This is a genomic window from bacterium, assembly GCA_029210965.1.
Taxonomy (GTDB): Bacteria; BMS3Abin14; BMS3Abin14; order BMS3Abin14; family BMS3Abin14; genus JALHUC01.
In genome coordinates, this window is sequence record JARGFZ010000023.1 from 1 (window position 1) to 23,275 (window position 23,275).

The following is a 23,275-nucleotide window of genomic DNA, read 5'->3' on the forward strand; positions in this document are numbered from 1 at the left end:
TTCCGCTGCCATGGAGGAGGCATTTACTACAGGGGTTTTACGAATTTAAATGACTGGCTTTACGGGGAAGGGGACAAGATTATTATCCCGATCTTAGTCGAAGGATGCAAATGATTTAAACCCGAAACCTGGAACCTGTAATTTGGAACCTGGAACCACGCCACCGGAAATAGGAAGCCCCCGAAATGGGGGCTTGTTTTTTTGGTGGCGGAGCAGGGACTTGAACCCCGGACACTACGGATATGAGCCGTATGCTCTAACCACCTGAGCTACTCCGCCTTTTGTTTGGTTTCCGGAAGCATGGATAAGTAACCTGATTCAGTTAAAAAGTCAACAAACACGGGAGCAAACAGGTGTCTTTCAGATTTTTTCCTGCCCGCCGACGGGTGATATTGTTGTTCACCTGAAGACTATCTGTTAGGATGTCGACGCCATGAAAGAGAGGAATCACAGCACCGGAAAAAGAAAGGCCCTCGAGGCGCTGGGATGCTCTCTTTACGTGATCTGCTTCCTCATCATGGGTGCCGTTCTCGTGTCCAGGTGCGGGAAAATATTTCAATAAAAAAAGGTGAATTGTCATTACCTCAGCAATTCCCATGAACCTTTCACTTTTCACTGCTCTTCCCCTGACTACATTTCCTCCCTGTTTATAACAGCCCTGTTATAGATATCCATAACATCCTTCTTGTTCAAAGTGCCGATGACTTTCTCGCGGTCATCCTCCTCCACCACCGGCAGATGGGATATCCCGTTCCTGCCCATCTTATAAAGGGCGTCCTGAATACTGTCGGAAGGGGTGATCGTAATGACATTGGTTGTGGCCACATCCCTTGCGATAACCAGATACTCCAGTCCCTCCTCCTGAAGCGCTGACCGTATATCAGTGAAGGAAATAATCCCCTTCAGACGCCCGTCATCCCCTACCATATGCAGGTACGACACGTTTTCCTCTTTCAGCATTTCTACGATATCAATCAGGTTCATACCCTCCGGTACGGTAACGACCTGATCGCTTGCGACATCCCTTACCTTGAGGGATCGCAGGACGCTCTGCTCCCAACCCTGGGTGATCTCAACACCTTTCCTGGCCAGCTTGCTGGTATAGATGGAATCACGCTTCAGGGAGGTCGTGATGAGGGTACTCAGCATGCAGGTGATCATCAGGGGCAGGATGATCTCGTATGTAGAGGTGAGCTCGAAGATGATGATCATGGCTGTTATGGGCGCATGGGTCGTGCCGGCCACCAGAGCGCCCATGGCCACCATGGCGTAGGCTCCGGAATCGGCTGTGATCAGCGGAAAGGACTCGTGGACTGTCCAGCCGAAAAACCCGCCAGTCATGGCCCCTATGAAGAGAGAGGGCGCGAAGATCCCCCCTGACCCGCCGCTGCCGACCGTGATTGAGGTGGCCAGGATCTTGACGAAAACAAGAGTCAGCAGAATTATAAAGGGAAGCTGGTTCGTAAGGGAAAGGTTGATGCTACCATAGCCCACGCCGAAGACATTGGGCCAGACGATAAGCAGACACCCCAGCATGAGTCCGCCCAGTGCAGGTTTGAGATACTCGGGCATCTTCAGGGCATCAAACAGATCTTCGCTCTTGTTGACCGTCAGGATGAACAGGAGCGACACAAACCCCACGATAACGCCCAGAACCGGGTAGAAAAGAAATTCCCACAAAGAAACCAGTTTGTATGTCGGGATGATAAAGGCAGGGAAATCACCGAAGTAGTGCCGCGAGATCGTCGTTGCGGTAACGGAAGAGAGGACCACCGGGGAAAAAGTGGCCAGACCGAACTCACCCAGGATGACCTCCGCCGCAAAGAGCGCCCCGGCAATAGGAGCGTTGAAGGTGGCCGCTAAACCCGCTGCAGCGCCGCAGCCGACCAGAGTTCTCTGCCTGAGCGGCGGTGCTTTCAATAGCTGACCGATGGTTGAACCGATGGATGAACCGATCTGGACGATGGGTCCTTCCCGGCCTACAGAACCTCCCGAGCCGATGGTGATCCCGGATGCAAGGATCGTCACGAGTGCCACCCTGGGACGGATGTGCCCATCCCTGAGGGCCACAGCCTCCATCACCACAGGCACCCCATGTCCCTTGGCCTCCCGTGCCCCGAAATAGACCAAAGGCCCCACGATAAGCCCGCCCAGGGCCGGCAGGGCTATCTTGAGATAAAATGGCAGAGTATTGGCGAAGGTCAGGAAATCACGAGTGTTCTGGTAAAAAATGTACTGAGTCGCTTTAATGGCGTAGCGGAAAAGAAGGGCCCCGTAACCACCCAGGATGCCGATGATGATGGCAACAATGGAAAGATAGACGTGCTGGTGCATATGCACACCGCGCACTTTAACCAGGCTCTTTCGAAAAACCCTCCGTACCATAGTGGATAGTATAGCCGACACTGGGATTGGTTTCATAGTACTACGTTATCGGTGTCGGCTGAGTGTAGAGTGTAGGGTGCAGGGTGTAGAGTAAAAACCGTGATTTGTGACTGGTACTCGAGAAGAGTCGTGATTAGTGGTTCATAAATGGTGATTGGTGATCAGTAATTTGTTTGATCAATTCAATAGATCATGTAAAAAACCAGCCACGCCATGGCAGCGATGAATACGGTGAGGATCCAGTCAAGTTTCCAAACTCACAGTCACTGGCTTCATTAATTACTTTATATTATCCACATAAATATCTATTATATTTATGTTTTTATGCATACTTACTGTGTTTTATATTTTGTAAGAATGCCTAATTTTGAGGTAAATCAGCCTTTGATTTTATTCTGCGTTCCGGTTTTCCCAGACACTAGACCCCAGACTCCAGACACTGGCCTCATTGCTGATTCATTAACCAATGAGGCCTTTCGCGTACTTTCCGGCATCGAAGGGCACCAGGTCTTCCAGCCCCTCTCCCAGCCCGACAAAGAGCACAGGGAGGCCCAACTCCCCCGCAACGGGGATGAGGATCCCGCCCCTTGCTGAACCGTCCATCTTGGTCATGACTATTCCTGTAACTCCAACGGCCTGGACGAACTGTTTTGCCTGAACCAGCGCGTTCTGTCCAGTGGTCGCGTCCAGGATAAGAAGGACCTCATGGGGAGCACCTTCAATGATCCTTTCGGCTACGTTCCGTATCTTCTCGAGTTCCCTCATGAGGGGCTCTTTCGTGTGGAGCCTGCCTGCGGTATCAATGAGTATATTGCTCACTTTAGATTTTAAGGCACTTGTAAGGGCATCGTGAACCACTGCCGCCGGATCACCGCCTTCCTGCCCTCCAAGGAACGTGGCTCCTGACCGTTCAGACCATATCTGCAGCTGCTTCATCGCAGCTGCCCGGTAGGTGTCCGCTCCAACCACCATGCAGGACTTACCAGCCTGCTTTAATCTGTGGGCCAGCTTTCCGATAGTAGTCGTCTTGCCGGTACCGTTTACCCCCACGATCAAAGTGACCCTCGGCCCGCTGGCTGGAGAAGATAAGTCCCGGAGTTCCCCGGCAGGTGGTTTTGTCTTTACAACTCCCTCGATCCAGCCCCTGAGATAGGATTGCAGTTGAGAGTCGGACAGATCCTGGGTAACAGAACGACGAAGGTCCTTCACCAGCTTCATGGTGTACTGCATCCCCACATCGCCGGTGATGAGGATCTCCTCCAACTGCTCGAGTTCATCCTCACCGATGGAGGATTTTCCTCCGAAAACGGTCTTTATACGGCCCCAAAGTGATCCACGGGTCTTCTCGAGGCCGCGTCGGTAAAGATCCTGATCCTTTTCAGTGCTCATGAACGCTCCGATCGATTTTCAATTGTCGGATGAATATATCTCAGATCTCAAATCTCAAATATCAAAAAGGGCAGCCTCACGCAGAGCCGCAGGGCTCGCTGCTGAACGACATAATCGTTTTCCATCAATAATTTAACTCATTTTAGCTCTTGAGTTTTTCAATGTGGCTATATTATCTATAGTTGATTTTTGGTTTTTTGTGAGTTGCAGCATTATTCACCCCCATGAATTTTATGTTTTACTCCGACTATGGAACTTCTCCGGGTTCTCTGTTTGAGACCGTTTTTACTACTTTTACAGGAACCCTTTTTTCTGGATTCCGGCTCACGGCGCTACCGTGTCCGGAATGACCGGAGTAAGGAGGTGTGGTTCGCCATTCACCAGATTCCAGCCTCCCTCAGCGTCCCTTTGCGTACTCTGCGTTAAATGTTTTGATTGTTTTTGAGATTTGAGATCTGAAATTTGAGATCAGCCCTCATATGAGGGCTGCGATATCACGAACAGCATCTTTCAGCACCTTCATACCCTGGGAAGGGATTCCGGTGTCGTCCTGCATCAGTACAACGAACAGCCCCACCTGCACAGGCAGCATTGTGTAGGTGATTTGTTCAGACTTAACGGATAAACCTTGGAGGCTGTCCCCGCTTTCAACACTTTTCATGGCCTCATCGAGAAGGGCAATGATAATGCTGTGGTGGGCTCCAGCCAGGCGGATCTCATAACCGTCTCCCCGGGTGAAAACATCCACAGCCTCTCCCTCATCATCAACGAGGATGGCTCCGATACCACCCCTGACCGATCCAACTACCTGCCCGAGAACTTCCTTGAACGGCATCAGGCCACATCCTTGAGACGGACGGAAACCACCTGGGAGGAACCCGGCTCTCTCATGGTGATCCCGTACAGAACGTCCGCTGCCTCCATCGTAAGTTTGTTGTGACTGATGACCATGAACTGGTACTTTTCGGACATCTCGCGGATGATCCTGGCAAAGTTGCCCAGGTTCTCATCGTCCAGCGGGGCATCCACCTCATCCAGAATGCAAACCGGGCTGGGTTTGGCAAGGAACATGGATAGTATCATTGTGAGGCTTACGAGGGCTTTCTCTCCCCCGGAAAGAAGCTGCATGTTCTTGAGGCGCTTGCCCGGCAGGCGAACCTGTATCTCTACACCGGTATTGAGAGGGTCAGATTCATCCATGAGGATCATTTCGGCACTGCCCCCGTTAAACAGCCTTGGAAAGAGGGTGGAAAAGTTATCTGATACCTGGGTGAAGGTTTCCAGGAACCTTTCCCTGCTTGTGCGGTTGATCTTCCGGATGGCTTTCTGGAGTGATTCGATGGAGGTCTCAAGGTCCGCCTTCTGGGAACTGAGGAATTCAAACCGTTCACTGAGTTCCTCGAACTCCTCCACGGCTCCCGGGTTGACTTCACCCATCTGGGATATCTTTTCACGAAGGAAAGATATCCTCTCTTCGGCAGCCTTGTGATCGAACTCCGACTCCTCAAAGCTGTCACAGGTAAGTTCCATCACATCCTGCCGATGCTCTTCCAGGACCCTTTCCACGATGTGCTGCCTCTCGGTTCTCAGTTCATGGATCCGAATGTCGATCCCGGAGGCTTCCTCTCGTAAAATACTTACCTTTGTCCTGTGATCCCTGGCATCCGCCGCAAGTTCATCTGCCTGAAGCCGGGCTTCGTCCTGATTCTTGCGCAGTATCCGGAGGGATTCCTTTTTTTCCTCAAGTACACTTACGGAGCCCATTACTTTAGCTCTGCCCTTTTCAATTTCAGCTCTGTACATTTCCATCCGGGAACTGGCATCAGCCATTTCTCTGGATATGCGCACCTTTCTATCCTCGATCTCCCGGTTGCGATCTTCGGCCGTCTGAAGGGCCCGCTGGGAGTTTTCACGCCTCAGTCCAACGGTGTTCACTCTTATTCGAACCTTCTCAAGGGCCCCTCTGCTATCTTCCAGTTCCACGTTGAGTCCGGGAATCTGTTCCTCCAGTGCAGTTAACCCAAGTCGTGCGGCCTCTTCTTCCGTATCCAACTGGCTAAGCCTGGCCACACACCGATCAATGGTCTCGCCCAGCTCCCTATCCTCGAGGTCAGCAAGCTCTATCTCCGATCGAAGGTCTCCATGGGTACCGTTGAGCTGCTCTAACTCTCTAACGGCCATGGATAAGGAACTTTGGGCAGAGAGCAGTGCGCGCTCTGTTTCACGGGCCCTCTCCTCCAGTTCAGCCAGCGTCTTCTCGTCCACGGCAATCTTTTCTTGCAGGTCGGTCCTGGTTCTTCTCACCCGTTCCAGATCGGTCTCTATTTTTTTACCTTCCAGATCCAGTTCGCGTATCTTCCTCTTCCTTGCCAGAGGTGTTTCTTCAACATCCTGATTCCCGCCGGTGATGATCCCCGTAGGCTCAACAACGTCACCATCCAGGGTTACCAGGGTGGCTGTGATCCCGTTCCGGCGCCACAGGTCCATGGCAAGCTTCAGATCTTCAACAAGCAGAGCATCACCCAGAAGGAAATCTCCGACACCGTTGAGGGATGAGGAGAATTTGACAATGTCAGTCAGAGGGCCGATAACCCCGGTTCCCTGGACCTGCTTCAGGCTACCATTCCCGTTCCCGTTGGCACGTGGTGTTTTCGGGATAAAGCTTCCCCGTCCGCCAGCTTGCTGCTTGAGGTAATCCACCGCCGAACGACCGATGTCAGGCCCCTCCACAATAACGTGGTCCAACCTCTCACCCAGCACGGCCATGACCGCCTTTTCATACTGCTGGGGTACATCGATATGGTCAGCCACCACTCCAAGAATACCGGCCTGGCCTGTCTCGGCGTAGCCTCTCATGACATGCCGAACTCCTTCGGGAAGCCCCTCCATCTGTTCCTCAAGGGCCACCAGAGTCTTCTGGAGACCTCTGGTCTCTGCCTGCTTCTCATAAAGAATCGACAGAGCCGATTGGGCTTCAGAAATGGTCACCTTGGACTCCCTGATGCCCTCCCTTAAAGCAGCCAGTTCAGAGGCTTTGGTCCGGGCATCCTCTCCGGTCTTTTTACACTCCTCTTCCCTGGCAAGTATGTCCTTTTGAAAACCCTCCATCCTGGCCTGAAGGTCAGAAGACCTCTGGGCAGATTCCACCCGTCGCCTTTCAAGGCTTCCCCTGGATCGAATACTGGAGTCCATTTCCATTTCAAGCCGGTTCCGATCGTTTCCAAGTGCGAAAAGCTTGTTTCTCCCTATCTCCAGCTCTCCTCTGACCATGGCCAGCTTCGACTCGGCCCCATTAAAGGTTTCCTGTGCGTCTGTCAGCTCAGCAGCAAACTTTTCATGCTCGCCCTCAATGGCGGCCAGTTCTAATTCCAGCTGCTGCAACTGGGTTCGGTCAGACTCTGTCTGTCTGCTGAGGTCGGACTCGTCTTCATTAAGCCGCTCCAGCCGTTCGGTAAGGGACCGGACAGACGCCTCACCGATGGAAACCTCTCCCTCGATACGGGCGATCTCTGACTCCACCGCCCTGACCGCCTCAAATCCTTCCGTTATCTTTCCCTCGCCGGTTACCAGCTCGCCCCTGATAGTCTCCTCTTTTGACTCCAGAACTGAAAGGTGGTTCTCAAGATCAGTAAGATTTTCCTTTTTACTGGTCAGTTCTTTCACCTTTTCGGCGAGGCTGGTCTCAACGGAGGTGAAATCCTCGAACCTCAACCTGAGATCAAGGGATGAAAGTTCGTCCCGGAACAAACGATACCGCCTTGCTTTGGCCGCCGATCTTTTCATGGAGTTCAGCTGGCGCTGGATCTCGCGGATCACATCTGAGACGCGCAGCAGGTTCTGCCGGGTTCGTTCCATCTTCCTTTCAGCTTCGAGGCGCCGCATCCTGTACTTCAGAACACCCGCAGCCTCTTCGATGTGAGCTCGTTTTTCTTCCGGTTTAGAGTTGATCAGAAGAGATATCCTCCCCTGTTCAACAATGGAATAACCCCGGCTGCTGCCACCGGCGTCGGCGATGAGTTCACGGATATCCTTCAGCCTGCAGGAAACACCGTTAATGAGATATTCGCTCTCCCCTGTCCTGAAGAGTTGACGGCTGATAGATATCTCCGAATAGTCTCTCCACTGGTTCTCCAGCTTCCCCTGGTTATCGAAAACAAGGGTGACCTCTGCCCTGCCGGCCGGCTTTCTCTTATCACTCCCGTTAAAGATGACATCTTCCATCATCTGCCCGCGGAGAAGTTTGGCGCTCTGCTCTCCCAAAGCCCACCGTACGGCATCAACGATATTACTCTTCCCGCACCCGTTGGGGCCAACCACGACAGTGAGGCCGTCCTCCTGGAACTTGAAGACGGTCCTGTCCGGGAAGGATTTGAAACCATGTATTTCGAGACGTTTAAGGCGCATATGAATTCCAGAAGGCAGAGCGCAGAACGCAGAGCGCAGAATTTAAGTACTGATGAAATCCAATCAAACGATCTGCCTCCCGTTCGGTTTCGTTACAAACCCACCTGCCCACTGCTAGAGTGGGCTGGGATATGTGTAACTGTTGATTCGCACTTGACGCTTTTGTCCTTAAAAAATGTACCATGGGGCATGAACCTTGTAAAGGGATGTTTGGTTCTGTTGACAGGTGCAAACAGGTATACTAAAGTATACCTTTAATCAGTTCCAAGTGCTGAAGGATAAGTTCTAAGTCTTAAACCTTATCTCTTATCTCTTGGAACTTATCTTTAAGGAAAAACATTATTGAAGACATTAACTTTCCGCCAGGAGCAGGTCCTGGATTTCATCCTGGAGCACATCTCCGGCAACGGCTACCCCCCTACCCTCAGGGAGATCGCGGGGCAGTTCCACCTCTCGGGCCCCAGGGCCGCCGTCAAACATCTGGACGCACTCCAGCGCAAAGGTCATATCAGAAGAAACACAGGGACGTCCAGAGGAATTGAAGTCCTCCACTGGAAACCGTCCCCTCCCCAGCCTGAGAAGAATACAGGCCCTGGCATTCTGGTCCCTGTTCTGGGAACCGTTCCGGCAGGTCCCATGGACCTGGCTGTCCAGGAGAATGGGAACACCCTTCTCCTCGATCCGTCCATGGCAGGCGAAGGAACCTTCCTCCTCCAGGTCAAGGGCGACAGCATGACAGGAGATCACATTTTGCCCGGAGACATGGTCCTGATAAAGAAACAGGATACTGCTGATGACGGGGACCTGGTGGTGGCCCTCATCGAAGAAGAGGCCACTTTGAAGCGGTACCGGCGCGACGGGAAGAAGGTCACCCTCCTCCCCTCCAACCCTGATTATCAGCCGATGATCTTCGATGGGACCTCCCGTGCCATCAGTATTATCGGCAAGGTCAAGGCTGTGATCAGGATCACCGACAGATAGGGAGAATAGAATTGATGGACTTGCAAAAAGTCCATCAGACAGTCCCGCCGATGGAGGGACCGGGGTGGGGTCACGCCCCAGGCGTGATGACCGTCCCGCAAAAAACTCGAAGAGACTTTTGGAGAGATGATTGCAAATGAGCAGCGAGAAATTTCATGAACAGATCACCGTTGGTGTAATTTTCGATCCTGCCGTAAGGCTGCGACCGGCCTGGTTCATCTGGAGTGGACGCAAGGTGAAGGTCGTGAGAACCAACAGCGTCTGGTCCGAGCGTGAAGGTATCGCAACTCTTTACCATTTTTCCGTCACCGACGGTACCGACATTTTTCACCTCCTCATGAACAGCGAAACTCAAACCTGGTATCTGGAAGAGGTAACCCTTTCACAATGAACCGGACGATCATGCATGTGGACATGGACGCGTTTTTCGCCTCGGTGGAGGAGCTGGCTAACCCCTCCCTTCGGGGAAAGGCGCTTGTGGTTGCCGGTCCTGGTGAAAGAAGCATTATCACCACGGCCTCCTACCCGGCAAGGAAACACGGCATAAAGACAGGTATGACGATCAGGCAGGCCAAAGCCCTCTGGCGGGATATCGTTGTGGTCCATTCCGATCACAGGAAATATACCGACGCATCAAAAAAAGTCATGACCGCTCTGGAATCGATCACCCCAGATATCGACATAACTTCAATAGATGAAGCCTTCCTTGATATAACTTCCATAATACGAGCCGGGGACACACCCCGGACCCTGGGAACGGAGATAAAAAGAAGGATCAAGAAAGATACCGGCCTGACCTGTTCGGTGGGGATCGCCCAGAACAGGCTCATGGCCAAACTTGCCAGCGACATGAACAAGCCGGACGGGCTGACAATTCTGGAGCCAGGGAAGGTAAAGGCCCTTCTCGAACAGACGCCGGTGGGGAAAATCTGCGGGATCGGTCCGGTGACCACAAAGGCCCTCAACGAGATGGGTTTGAAAACATGCGGCCAATTGGGCAGCTACCCTGTTGATCTGCTTATGAGACGTTTCGGATCTTATGGAGTCAGACTGTCAGAAATGGGCCGCGGTGAGGATGACCACCATGAAGGTTATGGTAGTGAAGCGAATCCCTCCGTCAAGAGCATAGGGCACTCGGTAACTTTATCCAGAGATCTGTCCGATCGTCAATCCATGGGCAAGATCCTCCAGACCCTGTCAGAGATGGTTGGCAGAAGGGCGCGCCGTCATAAATGCGGTGGTAAGAGCATCACCCTTATCTGGCGGTACGACGATTTTTCAAATCGAACACGCAGTACTACCCTCTCCACTCCCATATGCAGAACTGAAGAGATTTACAGGTACTCCATTTGGCTCCTGGAAAAGATCGAAATTGTACGACCAGTCCGGCTTCTTGGAATATCCCTTTCACATTTGAATTTCGAGGCCCAAACAGCCAGCCTGCTCCCGGAGGAGATCCGCCAAGAGGAGGTTCAAAAGGCCCTGGATGGAATAAACGACCGCTTCGGTGAATTCACCCTGGCCTATGCCGAAACCGTGCCTGATCTTCGCACACAAAAGGTGATTCCACCTTCCTGGAGACCGAAGGGGATAAAGAATAGTGTCTAAAATTCAGGATTCAGGATTCAGGATTCAGGATTCAGGATTCAGGAAAAAATATATTTCACCTGCATATCTGTCCAATAAAAAAGGCTCCCATATGGGAGCCTTTTAGGTTTTATCTACTGGCTTCTGAATACTGGATTCTGGCTCCTGCTCTTTACTTCCCCGCCACACTGCCCAGGTATTGTACGATGGCGTTCTGGTCTTCCTCGGAAATGGCGCCGCCCTTCTGACGCTCGTGGTAGGAGGACATTCTTGTGACTGTTTTCTCCCATCCATCCTGGTCTTTCTTCTTGCCAAGAGTTCTACTGGTGGCGTGGCACTTGGAGCAGATTTCTTCAAAGGTCACTTTGGCCGCATCCAGGTCGACCTCCGCGGCAGCCATGCTCTTGGCCTCATCAGCAGTGGCAGTAGATGAATCCACCGCTACAATTGTCATGGAAACAGCCAACAGGATAAAGATCGACAGTGCTATGGGCAATACTCTGTTCATTTGACTCTCCTTTTTTTTAAGATTCCAAATTCCATTTTCCACATAACGATATCCCCTAAATTTAACAACGCTATCACAAAAATCAATAATGCTATCTTGTTTTGGTTCTCTCCTGTGTTCTACGTTCTGCATTCTACATTCTGCTTTCTACACTTTCTCATGAGGATCGAACAGTTTCCGGTGCTCCTCCAGTGCAAACTTGTCAGTCATCCCGGCCATATAATCACATATCACCCTCTTGACGCTGCCGTTCCCCTGAAGTTTGCGAAAGGTTGTTGGGGGCAGCTGTTTCGGTTTATCCAGATAGGCGTTAAACAGATCTGTCAGAATCCGCTGGGCTTTCTCCGCCATGCGGGTCACACGGTAATGCGCGTAAAGGTTCTCTCGCAGAAAGGCTTTCAACTCCCTGTTCATAACTTCCATTTCAGGTCCGAAGGCAGCCACTCTCTCCGGCGCCCGTGACAGTTCCTCTCTGTTGCTGATGCCCATCTCCCCGATCTTTCTTCCGATAGTAGAAATAAGATCACTAACCTGCAAATTGATGATCCTCCGGATACCCTCGTGCTTAAGCATGGTGGGCGAAATGTTTGGCATCTCGGACCTTACGGACTCGGTGACGGTTCTCCAGAGCGTTACGTCAGAGAGTTCATCCTGTTCGAGCATTCCTGAAGTAAGACCGTCATCCAGGTCATGGTTGTTGTAGGCGATCTCATCGGCCAGTTCCACGATCTGTGCTTCCAGGGATGGCTGGTTTTTGCCAAAAGCAGCTATTCCAGGCTGATCGTAGTCTGTACTGTGTTTGGCGATCCCCTCCCTGACCTCCCAGGTCAGGTTGAGCCCCGGGAAATGGGGGTACCGGTCCTCCAGAAGATCCACTACCCGAAGGGTCTGGGTGTTATGTTCGAACCCCCCGTCATCGGCCATGAGATCGTCCATAACCCGCTCCCCCGCATGTCCGAAGGGCGTGTGTCCCAGATCGTGGGCAAGGGCCACCGCTTCGGCGAGGGTTTCGTTGAGGTCCAGGGCCAGGGCTGCCGACCTGCTGATCTGGGCGACTTCCAGGGAGTGGGTCAAACGTGTCCGGAAATAGTCACCCTCGTGGTAGAAGAAGACCTGGGTCTTGTACTCCATCCGCCTGAAGGCGCTGCAATGGATGATCCTGTCCCTGTCCCTTTCAAAGGCGAGCCGGTACCGATGCTCCTCCTCGGAATACTGCCGTCCCCTGGACAGGGAGTTCAGGGCCCCGATATCGGAAAGCTCATTTCTCTCCTTTTGTTCCCTCTCGACTCTCAGCATGTGTTTTAACCCCTGGCAAAGTTTACGGGATATGCGGCGTACAAGGTTACCACGCCGCGGGGTTGAAATTCCACGACAGGATATGGCCTGAAGTTTGCCATTTACCACGAATATCCCTTTTTTCGCAGCTTATGGTGCTATACTTTGGTCCATGGAAAACACAGCTGCCCTGCTTGCTTTCCAGAATTATCTCCTGGCGATCCTGCTCGGCGCCCTGATGGGTCTCGAACGGGAGTTGCGGGAACCCCGCCTGGCAGGCCTGCGCACCTTTATCCTGGTCACCCTTTTCGGCTGCATCTGCGGACATATCTTTACCCTGGCCGGTGATAGCCTGATCCTTCTGGCCGGCATGGCTGCCGTGACGGTTCAGATCGCACTCGTGTATTTCCTTCGCGCAAGGGAAGACATGGAGATTGGGATCACCACCTCCATCGCACTGCTGATGGCCTTCGGTGTCGGAGTCCTGTTGGCCATGAAACAGACAGCGGCCGCTGTGGCCCTGAGCCTGGCAACAGCCGTCGTCCTCTATTTCAAGCTCCAGATGCACGAGTTCTCCCGCAAGCTGTCCCAGCACGACATCTACGCCATGTTCCAGTTCGGCCTCATCGCTTTTATCATCCTGCCCGTCCTGCCAAACCGCGGCTACGGCCCCTACGAGGCGCTCAACCCCTACAACATCTGGCTCATGGTGGTGATCATCAGCGCACTGAACCTGTGCGGCTACGTGACCTTGAAGCTGGTGGGGCACCGGTGGGGCGGCCCGGTCCTGGGCATCCTCGGGGGCCTGGTGTCCAGCACAGCCACGACCCTGACCTTCAGCCGACATGCAAGGGACAGCTCCGATTCGTCCATGCTTGGGGCGGTTGTCGTATCCCTTGCTTCGACCGTGGTCCTGGTGCGTATCGCGTTTCTGGTGGGGATCATCCATTTCGACCTGCTCCTGGAGCTTGCGGTGCCGCTGACAGCGATGTTCCTTGCAGGACTGATCCCGGCCGTGATCGTGTGGAAGGTGACAGCCAGGCAGGAAGCCCCTGTCCCGGAAGCAAGCAACCCGGCGGCGCTGAAACCGGCTATCATCTTCGGTCTCATCTACGCTGTCGTCCTTCTGGCGGTGTCCGGCGGCAAGCTCCTCTTTGGGAACAAGGGTGTTTACATCGTTTCCCTTATCTCGGGCCTCACCGACGTCGATGCCATCACCCTGTCGAACTCGCGCCTGGCCCTTACCGGACGCTTCGGGATCGCCCAAGCCGCCATCAGCATCCTCATCGCCTACGTGGCCAACCTGGCCTTCAAACTGGCCATGGTCTGGGTCATCGCCCCCGGCACAATGTTCCGGTGGACCCTGCTGTGCTTCCTGTGCCTGGCGCTGCCGGCGATCGTGATCGTTATTTGAAAGGAACCGGAAGCATTGGTGCCCTGTCGCCGGATCGTAATCCCTGGTAGCGCCCTACGGGCGAGTCGAAGATCCTGAGCCTGTGGAAGGAGGGACACGACCCCAAGACCCCACCCCCCCTCATTACATCCTCCGTGGTTCGATGACCAACATGGTCCCCTCGATGACCTCCGCCGTCCGGGATGGCGACAGTATGCCGATCTTTTCCAGGAGGTCTTCCTTGTCAACCGTGACCAGCTGGGTCACGTTGACGACGGAATCCTTCGGCAGGTTCGCCTCCCCCCTGGGCAGGAGAACATTGCCGGGGGATGAGGCCCGGGTGATATTTGAGGTCAATGCGCATAACACCACCGTGCGCAGCCTGCTGCGGTTGAAGATATCGTTGGAGATGACGATGTGGGGGTGGCGATAGCCCGGCGCCGAACCCATGGGCTCACCGAGCTCGACCCAGTAGACCTCACCCTGCCTGATATTCAATAGGGCTCCCCGGAGAGGATCTTCGCGTAGCGCTTTCCTGCACCTTTCCGAACCTTCACTTCTTCAGAGGTCTCACCCTGATCACAGGCACGGTTCACGGCTTCGAGAAGCTCCCACGACCGGCGTTTCTCGAAATACTCTTCAACTGCGCGGGCAAAGACCTCGCTTCGGGAAATCCCGTGCTCACTGGAGAACTCCTCCACCTTGCGGAAGAGGTCGTCGGGAATGGAGATGGCAGTTTTCATACCGACAGTATGACCTTCGGTAAGACCCGTGTCAACCATATCGTTGACGAGGAAAACTTCGGGTTCCTGGGGTCTACCATCGGATTTTAGATCGAAAAGGCCTAATGGGTCGACTCGATTAACCGGGTCAGCACTCGTATAAAGGTACAGATTTGTCTGAATTGAGGGTTTTCCGACAATGTCCGTGTACACAGACTCCAAGCTAAAATTTTTCGGAACAGGTTATACTGCCTTCATGTAAAAGCGAGCGATATTGAAGAGTTACGATCCAGAGCAGAGGAAAGGGAAAACCACGCTTTTCCCTTTCCGAGGAGCAAAAAGCCGATAACGGACTTTTTGCGACCCTGTCAAATGTGAAATTTGAAATTACTCTGTAACGATCTTCCTGAAATCCGCCACCTGGGCGAACAGGCCGGATACCGTGCCCAGGATCGCCAGTCTGTTCTTCTGGACGGACGCATCCTTGTCCATGACCATAACGCCGTCAAAGAAGGCGTCCACAGGCTTTTTCATCCCCGAGAGGATATTGAGGACTTTCAGGTAGTCCCCTTTTTCCAGCATGGCGGCTGCCTCCTTGCCCAAAGAGCCCGCTGAATCCAGGAGACCCTTTTCCACAGCTTCCAACGCCTTCCTGGGATCGACCTTCCCACTAAAACCTTCCGGAATAATGTTCATTACCCTTTTGAAGGAGAGCATGAGATCCGCAAAGCCGGCTTTTTTGCTGAAACTGGTAAGAGCCTCCAGCCTGCCTGCCGCGTCCACGGGGTCGGTCCAATGGTCTTCCAAAACCGCCGTTACCAGATCATGCCTGAAACCGCGCCCCGTAAAGAGGTTGTGAAGCCTTCCCTTGAAGAACTCTTCCAGGGCGGGAAGGACATCCCTGGGCGCCTTGTCGATCTTCCCCTGGAGAAGCTTTAACGACTGGGCCATCAGGTCAGACAAGGAAACGCGCCACCCGCGATCCATGAGGATAGCGATGATGGCAAGGGCGTGACGCCGCAGGCCGTAGGGATCTGCAGTCCCGGTGGGAGAGATCCCGATACCGAAACAGCCGCAAACGGTGTCCAGTCTGTCTGCGATGCTCACAGCGGCTCCACCTACGGTGGACGGTGTCCTGTCACCGGAATAACGGGGATAGTAGTGCTCCAGGATACCCTCAGCGACAGCCTTGTCTTCACCTTCCAAAAGAGCATATTCCTTGCCCATAACGCCCTGCAGGTCCGCGAATTCACCTACCATCTGGGTGACCAGGTCCCCCTTGCACAGGAATGCGACACGCTTGACCTCCTTGAGGCTGTCAGGGTCCACTTTTTTCGCAAGATAAGCGCCCAGAGAAGAGAACCTTTCCATCTTCTCCCAGGAGGTGCCCAGCTTTTCCTGGAAAACCACATCCTTTAACTCTTCGACCCTGGTTTTGAGGGGGATCTTGCTGTCCTCATGGAAAAAGAACATACCGTCTTCCAGGCGTGCCCTCAAAACCCTCTCGTTGCCCATGGCCACCACGCTTTTGTCCCGGGTGACGTTGTTGCTGATAGTGATAAAGTAGTGCATGAGCTTTTTGCGGCTGTTAACTACGGTAAAATACCGCTGATGAGATCTCATTGAGGTTATGAGGACTTCCCTGGGAAGAGACAGATACCTGTCCTCGAAGGTTCCGGTGACGATGACCGGGTACTCCACAAGATAGGTCACCTCGTCAATGAGAGACTGGTCCTTGATAGGCTTGCCGCCAACCTTTTCAGCGGCCTTCATCACGCCTTCCTCGATAATAGCGCGCCGCTCATCCTGATCAAGGACCACCTTGGCTTTTTTGATCTGTCTGAAATAGTCCTTCACGTCTTTGATTTCGAAGGGCCCGGGAGCCATGAACCTGTGGCCGCGCATCAGGCGACCTGACTTTATACCCTCGAGCTCAAAGGGTACAACATCGCTGCCGAAAAGGCACAGGATCCATCGGATAGGTCTCGGGAACCGCAGGCTCATGTATCCCCATCTCTGCATTTTTGGAAAATGCAGGGTTGTGATTATCCTGGGCATAATTGCCGGGAGGATCTTCGCTGTGGGAGAGCTTGCCTCGGACTTGACAGCGGCCACGTAATCACCCTTGGGGGTGGAAACGAGCTTCAGGTCCTTAACGGCGATCCCCTGCCCCTTTGCGAACCCTTCGGCGGCTCTGGTGGGCTTGCCCTTATCGTCAAAGGCTACTGATTTTGCGGGACCCATAACCTCCTTGACGCTGGTCTCCTGCGCCAGGGCCACATCCGTGACGTGGAGTACGATACGCCTCGGTGTCGCGTACGCATGGATCTTTCCAAAGGGTATCCTTTGCGCGCCGAGCTCCTTTTCAGCCAGTATTTTGATCTGTTCAAGGGCCGGCGGCAGGTAGCTTGCGGGAATCTCTTCTGTTCCTATCTCAAGTATCAGATCCTGGCTCATCACTTGGTCCCTCCAACAAGCCCCTTTTGATCGGCGATAAGGTTCTTGCCCATGAGGGGATAGCCCATGGCCTCCCTCTGGGCAACGTACGCCTCAGCACTTCCTTTACACAGGTCCCTGACCCTGTGGATATAGCTGGTCCTCTCCGTGACGCTGATGGCGCCTCGGGCATCCAACAGGTTGAACGTGTGGGAGCATTTCAGACAAAAATCGAGAGCCGGCAGAACCAGACCCTTTTCCAATATACGCTTTGATTCAGCCTCGTACATGCCGAACAGTTTGAAAAGCATGGCAGTGTCCGCCAATTCAAAGTTGTAGGTGGAGTGCTCGACCTCTCCCTGGTGATGCACGTCCCCGTAGGTAACGTTATCGGTCCAGATGAGGTTGTAAACGTTGTCTACCCCCTGGAGATACATGGCAATGCGTTCAAGACCGTAGGTCAATTCGGCGCACACCGGGTTGCACTCGACGGTGCCGGCCTGCTGGAAATAGGTGAACTGCGTGATCTCCATGCCATCCAGCCAAACCTCCCAGCCCAGGCCCCATGCTCCGACGGTGGGGTTCTCCCAGTCGTCTTCCACAAAACGTATGTCATGCCTTCCGGGATCTATCCCCAATGCGTAAAGGCTCTCCAGATACAAGTCCTGAATGTTGTCAGGGGACGGCTTGAGAATGACCTGATACTGGTAATAATGCTGGAGCCTGTTGGGATTCTCACCATACCGGCCATCCGTGGGCCTTCTGGAGGGCTCTACGTAGGCCACGTTCCACGGCTCCGGGCCCAGAGCCCTGAGAAGGGTTGCCGGGTTCAGTGTACCGGCTCCCACTTCCAGATCGTAGGGCTGCTGGATGACACACCCCTTTTCAGCCCAGAACCGTTCCAGATCCAGAACTACCTGCTGATAGGATTTTTTCTTCATATCGGATTGTCTCCCTTATAAATTATCACGGCATTTCGTCCCTGGTAATTTATCCGGCAAGCTGCACTTTCCTTTAGCTCTTCCCACCCGGAAAAGCTCTTCATGTTCACGTCAAATTGAGTGCCTGGAAATATATATATTCAAGTTTTTCACGAAACTTGAATATAAACAGGGAAACCGCTTTGATGTCAAGGTACAGGGTGAAAATACGGTCCAATGTCCAAAGTCCAAGATCCAAAGGAAAGGAATTATGCGGGCTAGATAAGCTGTGTAAAATTTTGGGGTTTTAGGGTTACGGTCTATCAACAAAACAAAGTGCATGCGAACAGCTCCCAGTACAACCCAATACATTAAAATCGCCTCGCCTTAACAGCCCACCGTGGCAAAAAAGCAATTTTTCCCTGATTTCAGCCTTCCTCTGTGTTCAGTGAACTCAGTGGTGAAAAACATCGCCTTTCATAGTAACCACCGGGCCTTCCCCTGGATTTAAGCTTTACTCCGCGTCCCTGCGTCCTCTGCGGTTAAATCATCTCTGAATCATTTTCAGAGCTTTTGATTCATAGCCCAGGTGGTGGGCCGAGAAGGGATGCAAAATATCAAAGATCCGCATGGCGTCCTCCTCCTTTACGGAAAGTCTGGAAACGGCCGAAAGGCTTCGCTGCGAGAGATATCGAAGTACCGCCAGGTCTCCCCCGGAAAGGATCCCTTTGTACTCCCCGGCAGAACATTTCCGGTGAAGGATCCCTCCTCCCCCTGCATCCAGATAGGCTTCTCCAGCCACCTTTTCCATGCATTTAATGCAATGGGTAATTTCCGGAAGTATCCCCATTTCCCCGAGAAGTTTTACCTCAAACAGAAGTATCACCCCGAACGGGGCCGCCGCATTATCAAGGCGACGCAGACAGTAGAGCATAAGATCGTAAGCCCCTGATGACGGATCATCTTCCTGGATACAATGAGCGGCAGTCTGACCCATGTAGGATGCGGCGCAAAGTCGGCCATAATCGGCCCTTATGCCCAGGAACGGATCGATCACCTCGGCAGATCCGATGCGCTTGAGTTTCCCTTCTTTCCCGGGAATATTGACGAGGAGTCTTGTCTGAACGAAGAGATCCAGCGGAGCAGCCCTGCCTTTTTTCAGGTTCCTGGCAGAGGTGGCTGCCGCATTTAGAAGCCCGATCTCCGGCGTCAGAAAGGTGAGGATCCTGTCCTCCTCTCCAACATCCGTTGCCGCAAGGACCACGGCCTCCGTAGTAATGCTGGACCTCATTGCGCCCTATAAAAGGATAGCGGTAGCCAGCGCCATGTAGATGAGGATCCCGAGACTGTCCACAGTGCTGGTGACAAAGGGCCCGGTGGCCACGGCCGGATCGATCTTCATAAGATGGAGCAGGATGGGCACCAGAGTTCCGATGGCAGCCGCCATGAGCATGGAGATGAGCAGGCTCATTCCCACCACGAAGCCGAGATAGTTCACTTCTCCGAACTGGAAATATGCCAATGCCGCGAGCATGAGCCCGTACAGGACTCCCAGGATCAACGCAACATAGAGCTCTTTAAGGATAACGACCCGGAGCTCCTTGACGGCGATCCTTCCGGTGGCCAGACCCCGGACCACGATTGTCATGGAGGTGGCGCCGATATTGCCGCCCATGGCAATAATGATGGGCAGGAAAAGCGCCAGCGCTACGATCTTTTCCAGGGTCACGTTGTATATGTTGAGGAACTGGATACCTATGATCTCTCCAACAAAGGCAGCCAGCATCCACGGCATCCTCATGCGCGCCCTTCTAAAAACGGACCGGTTAAGGTACTCGTCGCCAGTACCCACCATCTTCATGATGTCCTCGGTGGCCTCGTGCCTGATGACGTCAATAACATCGTCAACGGTGACGATACCTAAAAGCTTGTTCTCATCGTCGGTCACCGGGACAGCCAGGAAATCGTACTTCTCCACAAGCCTGGCGACGTCCTCCTGGTCTGTTTCCGCGCTGACGCTGACCACATCGTGGGCCATAACGCTCATGACTGTGCTGGATGGCGGCACCAGGAGAAGCTGCCTGAGGGAACAAACTCCGATCAGGTGGTTTCTCGAATCCACCACATAGATGTAAAAGACCATCTCTGTAGCGTCTGCTCCCTTTTTCTGGAGCTCACTGATAGCATCGGAGACCGTTACATCCTCCTGAAGTGCGAAATAGTTGGTGTTCATGATCCGCCCGGCGCTGTCCTCCGGATACTGAAACATCTCCTCGATGCTCTCGGCATCCGACTCCGAAAGGTGGGCCAGGATATCGTCCCGGACCTCCTCCGTAATACCCTCAAGGATGCTGACCTTGTCATCCGGGTCCATCCCATGGAGGATCTCGGCTGCCTTTTCGCGTTCCAGCTTGGTGAGGATACGGGCACTGGTGGGTGAATCGACCTGGCTCAGGATCTCGGAGGCCATCTCACTATCCGCGATGAGACCGAAGACTTTATGTTGTTCCCCCTCGTTGAGGTACCGGAAAAGGTAGGCAACGTCGGCCGCATGGAGTTTTTCCAGGATATTTTTTACATTGTGGTAGGCACCCCGCCTGGTAAGCTTCCTTATGCTTTCGAGCAGGGTGTCGACTTTGCTTATAAACATAACGTGTACCTCTAAATTCCGTGATTCGTTATTCGCATTGAAGCCGCGATTTGTGATTCGTGATTCGTGATTTTTCCAATCACAAGTAACGAGTCTCCAGTCACGGCCCTTTATTCGTATCCCATTTGTCTTAATAACCCTTCACGATCAGTCCACCCTTTTTTGACCTTGACCCACAGTTCCAGGTAAACCTTTCTCCCGAGCTGGCTCTCCATTTCGAGACGGGCCGCAGTACCGACTTTCTGGAGCATGCTCCCCTTTTTCCCGATAATAATTCCCTTCTGGGACTCTTTTTCAATGAAAACGGTGGCACTCAACTCCATAAGACCGTCTTCCCTTGTCGCCATATGTTCCACAACGACGGCAGTAGAATAGGGTATCTCATCCTTGGTCAGGTCGAATAGCTTTTCACGAACGATTTCCGCCAGCCTGAAACCCAGAGGCTGATCGGTAACCATGTCCTCAGGGAAATAGGGAACCCCCTCTGGCAGCATGAGGGAGATTTTTTCTACCAATTGATCTGTCCCGGCTCCGGTAATGGCGCTGGTGATGAAGGTACCCGAAAAATTAAACAACCGTTCAAGGAGTTCTACCCGTTCAGCCACCTCCTCGGGACCAACCAGGTCAGCCTTGTTTACAACGAGCAGGACCGGTACCCGGGCATCCACCGGCAGCATGGAAAGCGTTAACCCATCCTCCCGCCCGTGGGCTCTTGTGACATCTGCCATATACACCACGATATCTACATCAGCAGCCACCTTGGCAATAACCTGCTGCATATACCTGTTGATGGCACGATCTGTTTCGTGCATCCCGGGTGTATCAAGAAACACTATTTGCGAACCAGGATGATGAAGAACACCTAAAATGCGGTTCCTTGTCGTCTGTGGTTTGGAAGAGGTGATAGCCAGTTTCTCACCACACAGCCAATTAAGCAGTGTGGATTTCCCAACATTGGGCCGCCCTAGTATGCCCACAAACCCTGATCTGAATCCGCTCACACATCCTCCCTGAACAGTTCAAGGGCTATCAAGGCAGCCGCTTCCTCGGCACGTTTTTTACTCCTGCCAATACCGAAACCGAGGTAATGTTCCCTGTGATAGACCTTGGCCGAGAACCTCATCTCGCCTGACGCCAGATCGTTTTCCGTAACCTCGTACCTCGGAACCTCACCGTTAAACCTTGCCTGGAGGAGTTCCTGCAGGGAGGATTTGGAACCTTTTAACTGATCGCCCGGCTCCGGCACCTCAGTGAAGAGAGTTGTCACCAGTTCATAGGCATGGTCCCATCCACCGTCCAGATAAACGGCTCCGATCAGGGCTTCTAATGCATCTGCTGCCACGGTTCTCCAGGCCACCGTCGGAGCAGACTCCAGGCTCGGTCCAACCTCCATCATCTCCATAAGCTCGATCTCGCCTGCCACATGGGCAAGGTTCTCTCTCCTGACCATTTCGGCCCTCAGGAAGCTGAGATCCCCTTCTTCCGCGAGGGGATAACGCATCATGAGAAGGTGGGAGACTGCCAGTTGCAGGACCGCGTCCCCCAGGTATTCCAACCGCTGATTATCAGGGCCCGAACATCTACCCTCCTTCACTGCTGACGGATGGGTCATGGCCTCGGTGAGAAGCTCCTCGCTCTGGAATCTGTACCCCATCCTCTCGGCCACCATCAGCGATCTGGATTCAGTACTATCCAAGGATCATCACCCTTTCTACAGCGATTCGCCATCCTCTGGGCCCAACCCCGCTGACTCTGCATGCAGCATCTTCAGGGACGAGAGGATCGTAGGTGCCGTCCGGCTTCTGGACAAGGAAAGGCATGTCTACAGAAGTGAACATAGGCAGATCGTTGAAACTGTCGCCGATACCCACGAAGAGCGGATCAGGCAGTTCTTCCCTATAAAGGTTCGCCAATATTTTTACAGCGTCGCCCTTATGGACACCGGAAGTCAGGTGATAGAAGCGCCCACCCTGTGTAAAGTGTAACCCCTTTTCAGCGGCTTTTTTTCCAATGGAGTCAGCGTCGTGTTCTTCAAGTATGATAAATAGCTCCTCGTGCTCCCTGACCAGGCACTGATCCAGCTCTTTTCCGGCCAGGCCCGTGAGAGAGGACAGCTCATCAGCCGACATCTGACCAAAGGCTCTGTATGAAAATCCTGCCGATTCAGACAGTTCCTCCAGGCCACGCCTGACTTCTTCAATGCCAGCGCCCAGTGATATCCTCCATTCTCCATCCTTTTCCACCGCCCCAGCCGGTCTGACTTTAAGGGAACCTGCGGGAATAACGACACCGCACCCGTTTTCACAAATAAACGGCCCTTCCAGAATGAGCAGCTTAACCCAGCGCCGCGTCTCTGCTGCTGTTTTGCTGGTAACAGGTATTATGGGAATTCCTCTCCGGACCAGCAGGTCAATTGCCGGCAGTGCTGCTCTAACACCATAGGACTTATGGTCCAGAAGAGTGCCGTCCAGATCGGTGAAGACGATTACTTCAGCCATCGTTTTTTATCCTCATAAAGTATTTCTTCCACTTTCTGATTGGCGGTCACGCCAAACCTTCGACACGCTCAGTACAGGCTTGGATGGACTTTTTTCCAGGTCCATCAACCTGGAAAACCTCGCAAAC

20 protein-coding genes and 1 tRNA gene are annotated in these 23,275 nt (G+C 53.2%); 5 read left to right on the plus strand and 16 right to left on the minus strand.

Translation table 11 applies throughout. The annotated features are described in order from the left end of the window. Positions 1–202: 202 nt before the first annotated feature. Positions 203–279 (minus strand) — tRNA-Met (locus tag P1S59_09500). 154 nt (positions 280–433) lie between these two features. On the opposite strand from P1S59_09500, the gene P1S59_09505 reads away from it, so the two are divergent. Continuing rightward, the gene (locus P1S59_09505) at positions 434–562 is read left to right on the plus strand and encodes a hypothetical protein (protein MDF1526485.1); all 129 of its coding nucleotides are present in this window, start codon (positions 434–436) and stop codon (positions 560–562) included. 68 nt (positions 563–630) lie between these two features. On the opposite strand, the gene P1S59_09510 is transcribed toward P1S59_09505, so the two are convergent. From P1S59_09510 to smc, 4 genes are all read right to left on the minus strand, one after another. After that, positions 631–2,406 carry a chloride channel protein gene (locus P1S59_09510; GenBank protein ID MDF1526486.1) on the minus strand — a complete coding sequence of 592 codons (1,776 nt, stop codon included), beginning with the start codon at positions 2,404–2,406 and terminating at the stop codon, positions 631–633. Between the two features lie 438 nt (positions 2,407–2,844). Next, positions 2,845–3,774 carry a signal recognition particle-docking protein FtsY gene (ftsY, locus tag P1S59_09515; GenBank protein MDF1526487.1) on the minus strand — a complete coding sequence of 310 codons (930 nt, stop codon included), beginning with the start codon at positions 3,772–3,774 and terminating at the stop codon, positions 2,845–2,847. Between the two features lie 475 nt (positions 3,775–4,249). Then, the gene (locus P1S59_09520; GenBank protein ID MDF1526488.1) at positions 4,250–4,609 is read right to left on the minus strand and encodes a roadblock/LC7 domain-containing protein; all 360 of its coding nucleotides are present in this window, start codon (positions 4,607–4,609) and stop codon (positions 4,250–4,252) included. Beyond that, a complete protein-coding gene (gene smc / locus P1S59_09525; GenBank protein ID MDF1526489.1) occupies positions 4,609–8,178 on the minus strand; it encodes a chromosome segregation protein SMC in 3,570 nt (1,189 codons plus the stop codon). The genes P1S59_09520 and smc overlap by 1 nt, the downstream gene beginning before the upstream one ends. A gap of 342 nt (positions 8,179–8,520) precedes the next feature. Here smc and lexA point away from each other — a divergent pair, with 342 nt between their 5' ends. From lexA to dinB, 3 genes are all read left to right on the plus strand, one after another. Next, positions 8,521–9,159 (plus strand): transcriptional repressor LexA, encoded by a 639-nt coding sequence (lexA, locus tag P1S59_09530; protein MDF1526490.1) that lies wholly within the window; start codon positions 8,521–8,523, stop codon positions 9,157–9,159. Positions 9,160–9,295: 136 nt separating this feature from the next. Next, positions 9,296–9,550 carry a hypothetical protein gene (locus P1S59_09535; GenBank protein MDF1526491.1) on the plus strand — a complete coding sequence of 85 codons (255 nt, stop codon included), beginning with the start codon at positions 9,296–9,298 and terminating at the stop codon, positions 9,548–9,550. Next, positions 9,547–10,767: a DNA polymerase IV gene (dinB, locus tag P1S59_09540; protein ID MDF1526492.1), complete on the plus strand. Its 1,221-nt coding sequence runs from the start codon at positions 9,547–9,549 to the stop codon at positions 10,765–10,767. The genes P1S59_09535 and dinB overlap by 4 nt, the downstream gene beginning before the upstream one ends. A 151-nt stretch (positions 10,768–10,918) precedes the next feature. Here dinB and P1S59_09545 read toward each other — a convergent pair whose 3' ends face one another. Both P1S59_09545 and P1S59_09550 read right to left on the minus strand, forming a co-directional pair. Beyond that, entirely contained in the window at positions 10,919–11,254 is a 336-nt protein-coding gene (locus tag P1S59_09545) for a hypothetical protein (GenBank protein ID MDF1526493.1), read from the minus strand. A 147-nt stretch (positions 11,255–11,401) separates the two neighbouring features. Next, complete coding sequence (locus P1S59_09550; protein ID MDF1526494.1) at positions 11,402–12,550, minus strand: deoxyguanosinetriphosphate triphosphohydrolase; 1,149 nt, start codon at positions 12,548–12,550, stop codon at positions 11,402–11,404. Between the two features lie 151 nt (positions 12,551–12,701). Between P1S59_09550 and P1S59_09555 the strand changes: the two genes are divergently transcribed. Beyond that, on the plus strand, positions 12,702–13,943 hold the full coding sequence (locus P1S59_09555; GenBank protein MDF1526495.1) for an MgtC/SapB family protein: 1,242 nt from the start codon (positions 12,702–12,704) through the stop codon (positions 13,941–13,943). 123 nt (positions 13,944–14,066) lie between these two features. On the opposite strand, the gene P1S59_09560 is transcribed toward P1S59_09555, so the two are convergent. The 9 genes from P1S59_09560 to P1S59_09600 form a co-directional block, all read right to left on the minus strand. Then, positions 14,067–14,420 carry a type II toxin-antitoxin system PemK/MazF family toxin gene (locus P1S59_09560; protein MDF1526496.1) on the minus strand — a complete coding sequence of 118 codons (354 nt, stop codon included), beginning with the start codon at positions 14,418–14,420 and terminating at the stop codon, positions 14,067–14,069. Next, positions 14,417–14,665: a CopG family transcriptional regulator gene (locus tag P1S59_09565; GenBank protein ID MDF1526497.1), complete on the minus strand. Its 249-nt coding sequence runs from the start codon at positions 14,663–14,665 to the stop codon at positions 14,417–14,419. The genes P1S59_09560 and P1S59_09565 overlap by 4 nt, the downstream gene beginning before the upstream one ends. Before the next feature lie 366 nt (positions 14,666–15,031). After that, positions 15,032–17,101 (minus strand): glycine--tRNA ligase subunit beta, encoded by a 2,070-nt coding sequence (glyS, locus tag P1S59_09570; protein MDF1526498.1) that lies wholly within the window; start codon positions 17,099–17,101, stop codon positions 15,032–15,034. Beyond that, positions 17,101–18,021 (minus strand): glycine--tRNA ligase subunit alpha, encoded by a 921-nt coding sequence (gene glyQ / locus P1S59_09575; GenBank protein MDF1526499.1) that lies wholly within the window; start codon positions 18,019–18,021, stop codon positions 17,101–17,103. The genes glyS and glyQ overlap by 1 nt, the downstream gene beginning before the upstream one ends. Before the next feature lie 526 nt (positions 18,022–18,547). Further along, positions 18,548–19,291, minus strand: coding sequence for a DNA repair protein RecO (recO, locus tag P1S59_09580; GenBank protein MDF1526500.1), 744 nt, complete (start codon positions 19,289–19,291; stop codon positions 18,548–18,550). Positions 19,292–19,297: 6 nt separating this feature from the next. Beyond that, the gene (mgtE, locus tag P1S59_09585; GenBank protein ID MDF1526501.1) at positions 19,298–20,650 is read right to left on the minus strand and encodes a magnesium transporter; all 1,353 of its coding nucleotides are present in this window, start codon (positions 20,648–20,650) and stop codon (positions 19,298–19,300) included. Positions 20,651–20,760: 110 nt separating this feature from the next. Further along, a complete protein-coding gene (gene era, locus P1S59_09590; GenBank protein ID MDF1526502.1) occupies positions 20,761–21,651 on the minus strand; it encodes a GTPase Era in 891 nt (296 codons plus the stop codon). Further along, positions 21,648–22,346 (minus strand): ribonuclease III, encoded by a 699-nt coding sequence (rnc, locus tag P1S59_09595; protein ID MDF1526503.1) that lies wholly within the window; start codon positions 22,344–22,346, stop codon positions 21,648–21,650. Before rnc ends, era begins: the two co-directional genes overlap by 4 nt. Beyond that, complete coding sequence (locus tag P1S59_09600) at positions 22,339–23,148, minus strand: HAD-IIB family hydrolase (GenBank protein ID MDF1526504.1); 810 nt, start codon at positions 23,146–23,148, stop codon at positions 22,339–22,341. The genes rnc and P1S59_09600 overlap by 8 nt, the downstream gene beginning before the upstream one ends. Positions 23,149–23,275 lie beyond the last annotated feature (127 nt).